The sequence below is a fragment of the Nocardia grenadensis genome, from assembly GCF_050942415.1.
Classification (GTDB): domain Bacteria; phylum Actinomycetota; class Actinomycetes; order Mycobacteriales; family Mycobacteriaceae; genus Nocardia; species Nocardia grenadensis.
Genome location: NZ_CP192054.1, coordinates 5524875 through 5538991, shown reverse-complemented (window position 1 = coordinate 5538991; position 14117 = coordinate 5524875). Strand labels below are relative to the sequence as shown.

Below are 14117 nucleotides of genomic sequence, written 5' to 3'. Positions count from 1 at the left end.
TGGTGGTGCGGATGGCCGACGCCGGTGATATGTACATGTCCTGGCACTGGGTCGGCGACGACGCCGCGCCCGGTGTGGCGGCGCTACCCGGTGCCGATATCGACGCGGTGGTCCGGAAACTGGCGGACGCGCTCCCGGATCCGACCGTGCCCGGCGGTCTGGAACGCACCCTCACCACCGCCGCGTTCGCCACACCCGATACCGAATACCTGCTGGCCCGCGATCTTTCCCGCGCGCTGCTGCCCTATGACCTGGCCGGACAGCTGCATACGCTCTACCGGCAGGGGATCCGGCCGCTCATCCGGCTCCAGCCCGCGCCCCGGGTCGCCCAGGTGCCGTGGGAGATCCTGGCCCCGGCACCGGAACTCCGGTTGATCGATATCGCCGATATCGGGCTGCTCGCACCCGCCGGAGTGGTGCACGGGCCCACGCGTATCGCGCGCTGCTGGGCCGAAACCCGGGAACTGCCGGTGGTCGCCGTACTCGACCCCCGAATACCCGGCTTCCGCGCCGATTCCGAACTCGGCTCGGTCCTCGGCCGGATGACCGATCCGACACCGCTGACCCGACGCCTGGCAAGCCATATCGATTCCGGCCGGATCCGCCCGGAGGTCACCACGCCCGCCGAGCTCTTCCGCCGTATCGACCTCGACCGCGATTGGCTCTCCCGCACGCTGCGGGCCGGGGCAGCCCGGCTGCTCTATGTCGGCCACGTGACCGCGGCCGCGCCGGAATCCGGCCGGAGCGAGACCACCGAACTGCATCTGGCCTGCACCGCCGAGACGGCCGGTTTCGCCGAACCGCAGCGCACGCATCGACCGCTGTCGGCGAAGGATCTGCTGCTCGGTACCCATACGCTGGCCGCCGACCCCGTATCGGGCCAGGAGTTGTGGCCGGTGCCCGGCCGGGTCGCGCTCATCGCCTGCGAAAGCGGCGGCGATCTGCGGTTCACCGAGGCACTGGGGCTCGTCGCGGCCATGATCACCGGTGGCGCCGAACTCGTTACCGCTACCCGCTGGCCGCTACCGACCGACCTCGCCTTCCAGCGCTGGGGCGCGGCCGCGGACGCGACTCCACTGCAGGAGATCGTCCGCGTGGTCGATACGGCCCACGAGGCGACCGATCCGGTGGCGGAACTGGCCGAATGGCAACGCGACCGGTTACGCGCCTGGCGCGCGACCGGCACCATCGAGAATTCGCCGGTGCTGTGGTCGGCATTCGCCACCTTCGCGACCTGATACCCGTGGGTGGGCCGGGCCGTGTCGCAATCGAGTAATCTCCGATCGGCCGTAGTGTCCGGAGCAGTACACCGCGGCCTATTCGGCCACTACAAATGCGGTTTCGCCGACGCACCCGATGATCGTGCCGGCGAATTGCGAATCATTGTTGCCTCTCACATTGCGCCGCAGGAGTTTTTGTTCGGGTATACGATCGCATCGGGTATGGATCCCGCCTTTTCGGGCGATCGAATCCGTCCCGACGCAGGGTCCGATGTGCTGTGGCGGCCGTGATCGGACCACCGGTGGCGCGGCTACCCGTCGTGTCTCCGGTGTCCCCGAAGGGTCCGGGGGCCTCCTGCGCCGCCGCGCCGTCCCGTCCCACGTCGAGCCCGGATCGACACGATTCAGGGTTGTAGTACGTATTTCCCGCGCACCCCGCCCCGGGCGAGTTCCCGGTGGGCGTCGGCGGCCCGGTCGAGCGGTAGGACCGCGTGCACCCGGGCCGGAAGACGGCCGCTCGCGGTATCGGCGAGGAACCCGGCGAGTCGTTCCGCATCGGGTTGTACCGCGACGGCACGGACGGTGATACCGCGTTCGGCCGGTGGTTCGGCGCCGGGCCGCACTCCGACGAACAGGCCGCCGTCGCGGACCAGCGGCAAGGCCGCTTCCTGAAGGGTGGCGGCATCGGCCACCGCGTCCCAACCCGGGGTGGCGGTGGCGGTGAAATCGGCGCCGAGCCCGCGTACGAACTCCTCGTCGGTGACGCGGGCCAGTCCGGTGACCCGCCAGCCGCGCTCCTGCGCGAACCGCGTCACATAGCCGCCGAAGGCCCCAGCGGCACCCGTGACCAGCAGGTCACGGCCTTCCCCGGCGCCGAGCAGATCCACCAGCTGGGCCGCCGTGAGACTGTTGAGTGGGACGGTCGCCGCGGTGGCCGGATCGAGTTCGTCGGGCACGCGGGCGATATCGCTCACCGGGACGGTCACCTGCTCGGCATAGCTGCCGAAATCGCGGTCGAATCCACCGATCAGGCCCGCGACGCGGGTGCCGACCGGCAGCTCGACGCCGGGCCCGGCCGCGGTGACGGTGCCGGCGAAATCCGTGCCGATCCCGGTGTACTCCGACCGGGTGATCAGGCCGAGGTCGTGGAAGACGCCCGCGGTCAGCGCGAGGTCGACGGGGTTGACGGTGGCGGCGGCTATCGCGACCCGCACCTGTCCCGCGGCGGGCTCGGTCACGGGTACGTCGATGATCTCGATGGAATCGGGTCCGCCCGGGGTACGGACGATCGCGCTGCGGAAAGTACCGGACACGGTGGCCTCCTGTGGTGTTTTCTGTGTCATGCCTCCACAATGGTGTGGTAACTCTCTATCGGGAAGTAGGCACCTGAAAGTGCGTATCCCACCGCCGAGTAGGAAGAAGCGGGCTATGGCGACGACGACGGCGGCCCAGCAGCGGGCGCTACGCAAGGTGGACTACGACGCATTCTTCGCGGGATGTCCCAGTCGGCAGCTGCTGGAACGGATCTCCGGGAAATGGGTGGCGCTGGTGCTATCCGCCCTGGGCAGCGGCGGCCCCCATTCCGGCGTGGCGTGCGGCGGCGAGCCGCAGCCGCTGCGCTACTCCGAGCTGGCCCGCCGGCTGGCCGGGGTCAGCCAGAAAATGCTCACCCAGACACTGCGCACCCTGGAACGAGACGGCCTGGTGACCCGCACGGTCACGCCGACCGTGCCGGTCACCGTCACCTACGAATTGACCGAACTCGGGCTCTCGCTGCACGGGATCATGCGCGGGATCAAGATGTGGGCGGAGGCCCATATGGACGAGGTGCAGGCCAATCGCGAGAAGTTCGACCTCGGCTTGTCCGCGTCCGAAGCCGTCGGCGCCAACGGTCCGTCCTAGCCCCGCTCCGGTCCGACCAGGCCGCTGACCAGCGCCCGGAGCCCGAGCAGGTAGGTGTCCTCGGCCGTCGACTCGACCCAGCGCGGGCCGAGCGCGGCCAGAATCGGCAAATTCTCCGGACGCGGATAGAGCCGGTCACGGGACCGTGCCGGCCTCCGTCCGGCCGCAGTGGGTCAGCGGCGGGACGGGAACGGGATACGGTCCAGATCCGCGGCCACGACTATCTCGCCCCCGAACTCTTGCCGCGCCTCGGCCAGATGCTGGTCGACGCCGGGATAGCGCTGCGAGAAATGGGTGAGGACCAGGGTCCGCGCACCGGCCTCGGCGGCGATCCGGGCGGCCTGCCCGGCGGTGAGGTGACCGTGCTCGGCGGCCAGCCGGGAATCGGCTTCGACGAAGGTCGCTTCGATCACCAGCATGTCCACTCCCGCGGCGAGTGCCCGGGCGCCGGGACAGATGCGGGTGTCCATGACGAACGCGAAACTCTGGCCGCGCCGCAGCGTGCTCACCTCATCGAGGGTCACGGTCCGGCCCTGCCAGTCGATCTCGCCCGCACGTTGCAGACGACCCACCACCGGGCCGTGCAGGCCCAGTTCGGCCAGCGCCTCCGGCCGGATGGTCCGGTAATCGGGCTCGGTGAGCCGGTAACCGAACGCTTCCACCGGATGGTCCAGCCGGGCGGCGGTGATCTCGAAGGGAGCGCCGGGAGCCGGTAATGCGCCCGGCCCGGTGATCGGCCGCTGCCGGAGTTCGACCGTCCGGTAGTAGGCGGTCGCGTCGCAGAGGTTGTCGAAGAACCGCCGGCCCGAGGCCGGGAAGTAGGTGTCGATCGGGTGTGGGACCCGGTCCAGGTTGATCCGCTGCACCACCCCGGCCAGGCCCAGGCTGTGGTCACCGTGGAAGTGGGTGATCGCGATCCTGGTCAGGTCGGTCGCGGAGATCCCGGCACGGATCATCTGCCGCTGGGTGCCCTCGCCGGGATCGAACAGGACGACCTCACCACCCCAGCGCAGTGCGTATCCGTTGTGATTGCGCTGGGTCGTCGGCACCTGGCTCGCGGTGCCCAAGACGACCAGTTCCCGCTGTGACATCTATCCGCACCACGGCGGCGCGGCCGCCCCTGTCGCCGCCGCGAATCCACCGGCGCCTCGTTCGTCGGGCATGGGCCAGACGATATCCGCCGCCGCTGCCCCGCGTAGTACGTGGGCGCAAGTGCGACCGGAACGGGCCCCGGCGGCCGGTGGTCGGCTGTACCTCCGGTCAGCCGAACGATTCGTTGGGTACGATCTCGGTCCCGGTGAGGAGCAACCCGACCACCACGCCCACCACGAGACATAGCGCGGCGGCGATGGCCGCCCACTTGCCCAGGGGTTCGCCACGGATATGGCCGATGACTCCGAGCACGATACCGGCGGCGCCGAATACGATCGGACAGAACAACAGTGAAACCGCGGCGCAGACGAAACCGATGATGGACAGCACCTGCGGCCCCGAACGTTCCGGCTTCCGGTCGGCGCCATACGGCTGGTACTGCTGTTGTTGTTCGGGGTAGGCGGGATAACCCCCGGCACCGGGCGACGCGCCCGGCCACCCGCTCTGCGGTCCGCCCGGCGCGCCGCCGGCGGACCATCCGGGGGCACCGCCCCAGCCCGCCTGTTCCCGCGGACCCCACCCGGACTGTTCCTGCGCACCCCAGCCGCCCTGGCCGCCGTACCCGCCGCTCGACTGCCCGCCGAACCCGCCCTGCGGTGGGTACTGTCCACCGCCCGGTGGCGGATACGGCGACCCGCCCTGGGCCTGCCCGGAACCCGGGTACCCGCCGGGTGACTGTTGCTGCCAGGCCTGCCCTGGAGACTGCTCCTCGGGCCGGGCCGACCATGCCTGCGGGGGTACTTCGCCGCCGGGCGGTCGCTGCTCCGGGGTGCCGGGGTGCCGGCCGTAGTCGTGGGCGCCGGCGCCTTCGCCGGACCCCTGCGCGGCCTGTTCCGGCCCGGACGCCGGCCGAGACTCCCGGCCGAGCAGCTTCGGCAGGTACTCGGTGGGTGGTTCGTCGGACCGTGCCGCCTGACCACCGTGCGGTTCGCCGCCCTCGGGCGGCTGCGGAGCGCCGGCCCCCGCCCCACCCGCCGGTGGCTCGGGAGTGTTACCCGGGGTCTGCGTCTCGTCGGGAGGTTGCGGAGCGTTGGGGGTGATGTACGGCTCGTCCGGTGCTTCCCGCGGGCGTTCCGCCGCAGGCCGGCCGGTGGCGCCGGAATCGGGTTCCGGCCGGTCTGTGCTTCTGTCCTCCGGCCGGTCGCCGGAGTCGCGCGGGTCCTGCGGTGTGCTCATCACGTCTCCTCGTTCGAATCGTCGAGGGCTCGTAGGCCGGTACCGCGGTGCGGGCGCAGCGTCAGCTGGCGGGTCGTCCCTATTCGGGTTCTTCCTCGATGTGCATGGCGGCGGCCTCGGCAGGGCGGTTGTCGTCGTCGGCCCGGTCACGCCGGTCCGGTTCCTGCCGCAGCTCGTCGGCTATCCCGAGACGGCCGTCGTCGTCGCCCTCCCGGTTGTGAATGCGCAGGTCCGCGGGTGGGTCCTCGATATAGCGTTCGTAGGCGCGGACCTCGTCCTCCTGGTCGTCGTCGCCCATATCGGGCTCTCGTGGTTCGCGATCCATACCAACCAGTATGCGCCGCCGCGGGGCCGCTCGGCGGGACCGTGACCAGCGGTGTCGTCGCCCGCCTCCGAACGCCGAGCAGCCCCGGACCGATGGGTCCGGGGCCGCTCGGAAAGAGGATCAGGCGTTGCCGTTGAACAGTCCGGTCACCGAACCGTTCTCGAACACCTCACGGATGGTGCGGGCCAGCAGCGGCGCGATCGACAGCACGGTGAGCTGAGGGAACTTCTTGTCCTCGGTGATCGGCAGGGTGTTGGTCACCACGACCTCCCGGGCACCGCAGGATGCGAGCCGCTCGGCGGCCGGGGCGCTCAGCACACCGTGCGTCGCGGCGATGACCACATCGCCGGCACCCGCCTCACGCAGCACGTTCACCGCGCCCGCGATGGTGCCGCCGGTGTCGATCATATCGTCGATGAGGATGCAGGTGCGGCCCTCGACCGAGCCGACCACCCGGTTCGACTTCACCTGGTTCGGGACCAGCGGATCACGGGTCTTGTGGATGAACGCCAGCGGCGCGCCGTCCAGCGAATCCGCCCACTTCTCCGCCACCCGGACCCGGCCGGAGTCGGGGGAGACCACGGTGATGTTGTCGAGGCTGTAGTTGGTGCGCACGTACTCGGCGAGCTGCAGCTGCGCGTGCATATGGTCGACCGGGCCGTCGAAGAAGCCCTGGATCTGATCGGTGTGCAGATCGACGGTGACGATCCGATCGGCACCCGCGGTCTTGAGCAGATCAGCGACCAGGCGGGCCGAGATGGGCTCGCGGCCGCGGTGCTTCTTGTCCTGCCGGGCGTAGGGGTAGAACGGCAGGATCGCGGTGATCCGCTTGGCCGAACCACGCTTGAGCGCGTCGATCATGATCAGCTGTTCCATCAGCCACTGGTTCAGCGGCGCCGGAAAGCTCTGCAGGACGAAAGCGTCGGAACCGCGGACCGATTCCTCGAACCGGACGAAGATCTCTCCGTTCGCGAAATCACGCGCGGTCTGCGGGGTCACATGAACGTCGAGTTCCTTGGCGACCTGCTCGGCTAGTTCGGGGTGCGAGCGTCCGGCGAAGAGCATCAGGTTCTTCTGGTTGTCGATCCATGACGCGGTCACTGCTGGTTGCCATCCTTAAGCTTTATTGCCCGACCTGGTGTCTCCGCGGCGGCAAGGGCCTTGGCCGCCGCATCTGCTGCAGCGGTTCCCGGCCGTTTCCGCTGCACCCAGTTCTCGATATTGCGTTGCGTTCCGCCGGACACCGCCAACGCGCCCGGTGGGACGTCTTCCCGCAGTACAGTACCTGCCCCGGTGTAGGCGCCGTCACCCACGGTCACCGGGGCGATGAACATCGTATCGCTGCCGGTACGCACGTGTGACCCCACGACGGTGCGGTGCTTGCGCACCCCGTCGTAGTTCACGAACACACTGGATGCTCCGATGTTGCTGTGCTCGCCGATGGTGGCGTCGCCGATATAGGTCAGGTGCGGGATCTTGGTGTGCCGGCCGATCTCGACGTTCTTGGTCTCCACGAAGGCGCCGATCTTGCCCGACTCGCCCAACACCGTGCCCGGCCGCAGATAGCTGAACGGACCGACCGTCGCATCCGCGGCGATCGTCGCGGCCTCACCGTGGGTGCGGATCACCCGGGCGCCGTCCCCGACCACCGAATTGGTGAGGGTGGAGTCCGGGCCGATCTCGGCCTCCTCGCCGACCACCGTCGTACCCAGCAGTTGGACCCCCGGGCGCACCACGGTGTCGCGGCCGATTCGGACATCGGTATCGATCCAGGTGGTGGCGGGATCCATGATGGTCACGCCGGCGCGCATATGGCGTTCCAGAATGTAGCGATTGAGTGTCCGGGCCGCGGCGGCCAGCTGTACGCGGTCGTTCACGCCGGTGACCTTGGCCGAATCCACCAGGCGGGCGCCCTGTACGGGGTAGCCGGCCTCGCGGGCGAGTTTCAGGACATCGGTCAGATACAGCTCGTGCTGGGCGTTGGCGGTGGACAGCCGGCCCAGCATGGTGCGCAGCACCCCGGCGTCGAAGGCGTACACGCCGGAATTGACCTCGCGGATCGTGGCCTGCTCCGGGGTCGCGTCGGCATGCTCGACGATCTCGGCGACCTCACTGTCGGCGTCACGCACGATCCGGCCATAGCCGTTGGGATCGTCGGGGACGAAGGTGAGGACCGTGACAGCGGGGCGCTCGGAATAGCTGCGATGCTCGTCGAGCAGCGCGGCGAGGGTGTGCCCGTCCAGCAGCGGGACATCCCCGGACGTGACGATGACGTCACCGGAGAAATCGGTGGGCAGGCCGGTGAGCCCGACCTGAACGGCGTGCCCGGTGCCCAGCTGCTCTTCCTGCACCACCGGCACGATCTCCCGGTCGAGTTCGGTGGCCACCGCGGCCGCGGCCGCTCCGACCTGCTCCCGGTCGTGTCCCACCACCGTCACCAGATGGCGCGGGTCGATGGCGTGGGCCGCGTACAGCGCGTGCGCCAGCATGCTGCGCCCGGCGAGCGGGTGCAGCACCTTGGGCGTCTTCGACCGCATTCTCGTACCGGCACCTGCGGCTAGCACGATGACGGCGGTCTGCTCCTGCATGAATCTCCCTCGGGCCGACGATGGTCATCGTGCACGCGAGCTGCTCCGCCGCCAGGACTCGAACCTGAACTATCTGAACCAAAATCAGAGGTGCTGCCATTACACTACGGCGGACTGTCACACCGGCGGGTACCCGAAACCCGTCGCTGTGCCCCGGCACGGGAACGATACTCGCATGCCACCCCGGGATACGTCGAACCGTGGTGGTGGCGACACGCCAGCGGCCCGGTGCCGCCCGGGTGTCTCCGGCAGCCAGAGGTCTGGGACAGTTGATCTCGATGGTTCTGGTCGCAGGTCCGGCTCCGGCCCCCGCGGCCCCGATAACCAGGGAGGCGGGAACGTGGCGTCGGGAGAACCGAGAACAACCGAGGAGTTGCGGGCCGCCGGTAACGCCGCAGAGTCCGCCGAGCCGGTTCCGGTGGGCCGGCAGCGGATGACGGGCACCCAGCGGCGCCAGCAGTTGATCGAGATCGGTCGCGCCCTGTTCGCCGAGCGCGGCTACGACGCCACGTCCATCGAGGAGATCGCGCAACGCGCCCTGGTTTCCAAGCCGGTCGTCTACGAGCATTTCGGCGGTAAAGAGGGGCTTTACGCGGTAGTGGTCGATCGGGAGATGTCGATGTTGCTCGACATGATCACCTCCTCGCTCACCAACAACAGGTCCCGGGTGCGGCTCGAACAGGTGGCCCTGGCCCTGCTCACCTATATCGAGCAGCGCACCGACGGGTTCCGCATCCTGGTCCGTGATCAACCGGTGTCCTCCACCGACGGCCGCTACTCGAGTCTGCTCAACGAGGCGGTCAATCAGGTGGCGCATCTGCTCGGTGGCGATTTCGAGCGCCGTGGTTTCGATATCAGCCTGGCCGGACTGTACGCACAGGCACTGGTCGGGATGGTGGCCACCACCGCCACCTGGTGGCTGGATGTGCGCAGCCCGTCCAAGGAAGTCGTCGCGGCCCATCTGGTCAATCTGTGCTGGAACGGTCTGAGTCATCTGGAGGCCGATCCCCAGCTCAGCTCCGAATGGCCCGCCGTTCCCGGCCCGCCTCCGGCGAACTCCCCGGGCGGGCAGCACAGTTCGGGCAACCGGTGATGAACTACCGGCGAACTCGGGCAAGCCGACGAATCGAGAGACGTAGCGAACACGGATGGTACGGTTCACCCATCCTTTGGGTGCTGTTCGGGCGGTAAGTCGGTCTACTTCGACAATGTCGGTCTACTTCAGGATGGCTGGTTATTGGGATGACCGGGAAACGGAGCGCGCAAGCCCGGTCCCGCGGGGCCGGGTCGGTGCCCCATACGCGTGACTCGCCGATGTTCTATCGTGTCGAGTACGACGTCGACGGTGGTGAAGCGGGCCTACGGATACCGCTTCTACCGCGCGGACCGTCGCCGCGATCATCTGCACGAACTCATGACTCGGTTGATGCGCGAGAACCAAGTGATCGCCATCGAGGATTCGTGCGTGCGGAATATGATCCGGAATCGTTGCCCGGCGCGGGCGAGCTCGGATGCCGGTTGGTCGGAGTTCCGTTCGTTACCGGAGTACAAGGCCGAGTGGTACGGGAACGAAGTGGTCGCCGTCGATCGCTTTTACCCGTCCACCAAACAGTGCAGCGAGTGCGGTGCGCTACGGCAGAATATGGCGCTGCACGTGCGAGAGTGGCAGTGCGCGGAATGCGGCACGGGCCACGATCGGGACGTGAACGCCGCGAGGAACATACGCGCCGCAGGGCTTGCGGTGCTCGCCTGCGGAGATGGTGTGAGACCGCCCCGCAGTTGATGCTGGGAGGCAACTGTCGATGAAACAGGAACGCCCTGCCGCGGGGCAGGGAATCCCGGCCCTGCGGTGGCGGGGGGATGTCAAAGGCGGAAGTGATGGCTAGGCAAGCGCGTGCGGAGATCACCCGCGATTCGGTCCTGGCGGGCGCCGCCGACGTCTTTCTACGCTTGGGCTACGCCAATGCGAGCCTCAGCGAGATCATCGCGCAGTCCAACGTGACCAAGGGCGCCTTGTACTTTCACTTCGGGTCCAAAGAGGAATTGGCCCGCGCGGTGGTCGATCAGGGCAACGAACGCCTCATCGCCTCCTGCAAGGGATTCTTCGACCCCCGGGTCCCCGCTCTCGAAGCCGCCATCGGCATCACCTACGTGGTCGCCGACCTGTCGATGAACGATCCGATGGTCGGCGCCATGCTCAAACTGACCCACCAGATCGGTGACTACCGCGGCGCCAACGGTGACAATATCGCCAAGACCTGGGGGGAGACCTACCGCCTCCTCGCCGAAAGGGCGATCACCCAGGGCGATCTGCTCCCCGACCTCGACCCGGAAACCGTCGGCCTGCTGCTGTACGGCCTCACCACCGGAATCCATATCGTGGCGGTCGGCACCGAATCGGTCGACCAGATGGCGTCCCGCATGGAACGGGCCTGGTACTTCCTGCTTCCCTCCATCGTCCCCGACGACAAAGTGTCGTACTTCCGCGAGTTCGCGGCCCGGCGGTTGCGCAGGTACGTGCCCTAGCTGTAGTTCCTGGCGCACCCGCCGGTCGGTGTCCGGCCGGCGGATCGCGCCGTCGATTGCCGTGATCCCGGGGCGCTCGGTTGCTGCCGCGGTAGATCTCGGACGATCAGCGGAGCCGGAGCCGGAGCCGGCGGCGCGATCCGGTTCCGTCGGACGTGTCGTGGCCGGGGCACCATTGCTGTGGTGCGACCCGAGCGCGGACGGCGTCGATATGCGCGCCGCAACCGGCCCAGGTGGTCTTGCCGCAGGTACGGCATCGGGCGGGGTGACACATCAGTGTTTGCTCTCGTCGACGGTGAAGGCCGGCGGACCCTGGTAAGGGCGCTGTAGCGCGGCGAATTCGGGGGTGGTCGCGGCAGTGACCAGTGCACGCAGCAGGGCGGTGGCGCGGTGTGGAGCCGGTGGTGCGGTGAGTACGGGGCCGGCGAAGCCCTGCCCGTCGATGGAGATTATGGGACTGCCGCCGCGCCCGCCCAGCGCGGTCTGACCGGCCTGATGAGCTTCGATGACCGCCGGATCGAGGGTGGCGTCGTCGAGCGCGCCGAGGAGTACGTGGTCCAGCTCCGCCGCGCGGAGCGCCCCGGCGGCGGCCGTATCGTCGTCGGTGTCCGGTTCGCGCGGATGTAGCTTGACGCCCAGCGCCAGGTACAGCGTGGTGAACGCCTCCTCGCCGTGCCGTTTCCGGGCGGCGGCGAACAGTCGGCCGATCCGTCGTGAGCGGGTGATCATCGGTTCGTGGTCGGCGTCGACAGCCTGTCCGTCGTTGAGTACCGCAAGGCTCATCTGTTTCAGCGTGACGGTGTGTTGCCCGGCCGAGCTGTCGAGCAGCCATTGTGCAGTAACCCACGCGAATGGGCATATGGGGTCCACGTACAGGTCTATCTGGGCCATGGGCGTTCTCCTTCGAAGGTTTCCGTTCGCGGGACGACGCGGGGTCGCCACCATCACCTTGTCGAATATACCCCCTGGGGTATTATCGCTGATATTGCATACCCCCAGGGGTATAAGAAGACCAGCGATCTGGGCGCGACCAGCAGAGACGGAGGTAAGCGGTGACGGAGATGATGACCGAGCGGGGAAAAGCCGACCGAGCGGTCGGCGGGCCGCTGTCGCGCTTGGGTGCGACGATGGCCGGGCGCACGCGCTGGGTTTTCGGTGTGTGGTTGATCGTGCTGGTCGCGCTGGGCTCGGCGGCGCCGAGTGTGTTCTCTTCGTTGGCGGGAGCCGGGTGGCAGGCCAACGGGTCGGAATCGGTACAGGTGCGGGAGTTGGCCCAGCGGCATTTCGGGGGGAATTCCTCGGCGGCCGTGCAAGTGGTGGTGCATTCCGACGCCCGAACCGTGGACAGTCCGGCGGTGCAGCGGGTGCTGGCCGATGTGGCGGCCGAATTCGCTGGGGACGGCCGCTTCGGCGCCATCGTCGCACCGCAGCCCGGGATGACGATCAGCCCGGACGGGCACACCGGCATCCTGCTCGCCGGGGCGAACGCCTCTACCGACGATATGGTTCGTGCGGTCGACGAGCACAAACAGGCGTTGACGGCGCTGTCGGGCGACGGGGTGGAGGTCTACCCGACCGGCGCGTCCGCGCTGTGGAGTGATTTCAACAAGGCCAACCACGACGCGATGATCAAGGCCGAATTGTTCTCCTGGCCGGTGACTCTGGCGATCATGGTGCTGGCCTTCGGCTCGCTGGTGGCGGCGGGATTGCCGCTGCTGCTGACCGTCGCCGGTTTGGTGGCCTCGGCCGGTGGGCTGGTGCTGTTGAACCAGATCACACCCATCTCGGTGTGGGCAATGAACTTCGCGATGATGTTCGCCCTCGCCCTGGGCATCGACTACGCCCTGTTCATCGTCGCTCGTTTTCGCGACGCCCTGACCAAGGCCGGCAATACCCGCGCCGCTGTGGCCGAGACCATGGACACCGCCGGTAAGGCTGTTCTGCTGTCCGGATTGACTGTGCTGGTGAGTCTTTCCGCCGTCCTGCTGGTTCCGGCGCCCGCGGTGCGCACCATGGCGGTGGGCATCATGCTCGCGGTGGTCTTCGTCCTCGCGGCGACGCTCACTCTGCTGCCCGCGGCGCTGGGGGCGCTGGGCGGCCGGATCAACGCCGCCGCGCTGCCGTACGCCAAACGGCAGGAGCATCGTTCGCCGCGGTTCGCGCGGTGGGGCGAACTCCTGCACGCGCACCCGTGGCCGTTCGCCATCGCCGCGCTCGCGGTACTGATCGGGCTGGCGATCCCGGTGCTGGGACTGAAAGTGGCCATGCCCTCGATCCAGGTCGTCCCGGCCGACGCACCCGTCCGGCAAGGGTACGAGCTGGTGCAGCGGCAACTGGGCCCCGGCGCGCCGGGCGCACTGCAGATCATCGCCCCCGCCGCCGATGCCGCCGACACCGCGCGTCTCGCCGCCGGCGACGGTATCGCCATGGTCACCCCCGCGCAGCCCGCCGGTGACGGCTCGGGTCTGGTGATGATGCAGGCCCTGCCCACCGTCGACCCCTCCGACGGGCGAATGGGCACGATCCTCGACGGGCTGCGTGAGCGCCTGCCGGCGCAAGCACTGGTCGGCGGCGCTCCAGCGGAGAACCTCGATCTGCAGGCCGCCCTGGACCACTATCTGCCGATCATCGTCGGAGTCATCCTCGCGCTGGGCTTCTTGCTCCTGCTGGTCGCGCTGCGCGCCCCGCTGGTCGCCGCGCTGGGGACTCTGGTGAGCCTGTTGTCGACCGCGGCGGCCTTCGGTGTGGCGAAGCTGATCTTCCAGGACGGTCACGGTGCGAGCCTGCTCGGGTTCACCCCGCAGGGTTTCCTCGACGGGTGGGGGCCGGTGTTCTTCTTCGCGATGATCTTCGCGATCGCCATGGACTACACCGTGTTCCTGCTGGCCACCGCGAAGGAGCACTACGAGCACTCGAAGGATCCGAAAATCGCCCATATCGACGGCCTGGCCCACTCCGGGAGAGTGATCTTCGCCGCTGCCGCGGTGATGGTCGCGGTCTTCTTCACCTTCGCTCTGGCGCAGCCCCTACCGCCGAAAGAGATGGGCATCATCCTCGGCGTCGCCGTCCTGCTCGATGCCGTCGCCGTCCGGCTCGTGCTGCTACCGGTGATGCTGCGGCTGACCGGGCACGCCGCCTGGTGGTCGCCCCGATGGCTCGGCAAAGTGCTGCCCACCATCAACTTCGCGCACGGGAAGTGAACAGGGATGAAAGCGAGGGTTATATACC

The 14117-nt window shown here is 68.5% G+C and carries 12 protein-coding genes, 1 tRNA gene and 1 pseudogene; 6 read left to right on the top strand and 8 right to left on the bottom strand.

The features are described 5' to 3' along the window. Window positions 1-11: 11 nt before the first annotated feature. The gene (locus tag ACQPYS_RS25475; protein WP_433493131.1) at window positions 12-1238 is read left to right on the top strand and encodes a CHAT domain-containing protein; all 1227 of its coding nucleotides are present in this window, start codon (window positions 12-14) and stop codon (window positions 1236-1238) included. 386 nt (window positions 1239-1624) lie between these two features. Here the strand turns inward: ACQPYS_RS25475 and ACQPYS_RS25470 are convergent, their stop codons facing one another. After that, window positions 1625-2533, bottom strand: a complete 909-nt coding sequence (locus ACQPYS_RS25470; RefSeq protein ID WP_433493130.1) for an NADP-dependent oxidoreductase — start codon at window positions 2531-2533, stop codon at window positions 1625-1627. Between the two features lie 115 nt (window positions 2534-2648). Here ACQPYS_RS25470 and ACQPYS_RS25465 point away from each other — a divergent pair, with 115 nt between their 5' ends. Then, complete coding sequence (locus tag ACQPYS_RS25465; RefSeq protein WP_433491026.1) at window positions 2649-3122, top strand: winged helix-turn-helix transcriptional regulator; 474 nt, start codon at window positions 2649-2651, stop codon at window positions 3120-3122. A gap of 173 nt (window positions 3123-3295) precedes the next feature. Here ACQPYS_RS25465 and ACQPYS_RS25460 read toward each other — a convergent pair whose 3' ends face one another. From ACQPYS_RS25460 to ACQPYS_RS25435, 6 genes are all read right to left on the bottom strand, one after another. After that, on the bottom strand, window positions 3296-4213 hold the full coding sequence (locus ACQPYS_RS25460) for a ribonuclease Z (RefSeq protein ID WP_433491025.1): 918 nt from the start codon (window positions 4211-4213) through the stop codon (window positions 3296-3298). Between the two features lie 169 nt (window positions 4214-4382). After that, a complete protein-coding gene (locus ACQPYS_RS25455) occupies window positions 4383-5450 on the bottom strand; it encodes a hypothetical protein (protein ID WP_433491024.1) in 1068 nt (355 codons plus the stop codon). Window positions 5451-5529: 79 nt separating this feature from the next. After that, window positions 5530-5775 (bottom strand): hypothetical protein, encoded by a 246-nt coding sequence (locus ACQPYS_RS25450; RefSeq protein ID WP_364595110.1) that lies wholly within the window; start codon window positions 5773-5775, stop codon window positions 5530-5532. A 120-nt stretch (window positions 5776-5895) separates the two neighbouring features. Then, window positions 5896-6876 carry a ribose-phosphate diphosphokinase gene (locus tag ACQPYS_RS25445; protein WP_030522272.1) on the bottom strand — a complete coding sequence of 327 codons (981 nt, stop codon included), beginning with the start codon at window positions 6874-6876 and terminating at the stop codon, window positions 5896-5898. Continuing rightward, window positions 6873-8363 carry a bifunctional UDP-N-acetylglucosamine diphosphorylase/glucosamine-1-phosphate N-acetyltransferase GlmU gene (glmU, locus tag ACQPYS_RS25440; protein ID WP_433491023.1) on the bottom strand — a complete coding sequence of 497 codons (1491 nt, stop codon included), beginning with the start codon at window positions 8361-8363 and terminating at the stop codon, window positions 6873-6875. Before glmU ends, ACQPYS_RS25445 begins: the two co-directional genes overlap by 4 nt. Before the next feature lie 43 nt (window positions 8364-8406). Continuing rightward, a tRNA-Gln gene (locus ACQPYS_RS25435) sits at window positions 8407-8477 on the bottom strand. Between the two features lie 319 nt (window positions 8478-8796). On the opposite strand from ACQPYS_RS25435, the gene ACQPYS_RS25430 reads away from it, so the two are divergent. From ACQPYS_RS25430 to ACQPYS_RS25420, 3 genes and pseudogenes are all read left to right on the top strand, one after another. Beyond that, on the top strand, window positions 8797-9456 hold the full coding sequence (locus tag ACQPYS_RS25430) for a TetR/AcrR family transcriptional regulator (protein ID WP_063037514.1): 660 nt from the start codon (window positions 8797-8799) through the stop codon (window positions 9454-9456). A 288-nt stretch (window positions 9457-9744) separates the two neighbouring features. Beyond that, a pseudogene (locus tag ACQPYS_RS25425) lies at window positions 9745-10146 on the top strand (RNA-guided endonuclease TnpB family protein); the annotation flags it as partial. 95 nt (window positions 10147-10241) lie between these two features. Beyond that, window positions 10242-10889: a TetR family transcriptional regulator gene (locus ACQPYS_RS25420; protein ID WP_433491022.1), complete on the top strand. Its 648-nt coding sequence runs from the start codon at window positions 10242-10244 to the stop codon at window positions 10887-10889. Between the two features lie 273 nt (window positions 10890-11162). Here the strand turns inward: ACQPYS_RS25420 and ACQPYS_RS25415 are convergent, their stop codons facing one another. Then, window positions 11163-11780 carry a mycothiol-dependent nitroreductase Rv2466c family protein gene (locus tag ACQPYS_RS25415; protein WP_433491021.1) on the bottom strand — a complete coding sequence of 206 codons (618 nt, stop codon included), beginning with the start codon at window positions 11778-11780 and terminating at the stop codon, window positions 11163-11165. 170 nt (window positions 11781-11950) lie between these two features. Here ACQPYS_RS25415 and ACQPYS_RS25410 point away from each other — a divergent pair, with 170 nt between their 5' ends. Beyond that, on the top strand, window positions 11951-14089 hold the full coding sequence (locus tag ACQPYS_RS25410; protein ID WP_433493129.1) for an MMPL family transporter: 2139 nt from the start codon (window positions 11951-11953) through the stop codon (window positions 14087-14089). The last annotated feature ends 28 nt before the right edge of the window (window positions 14090-14117 follow it).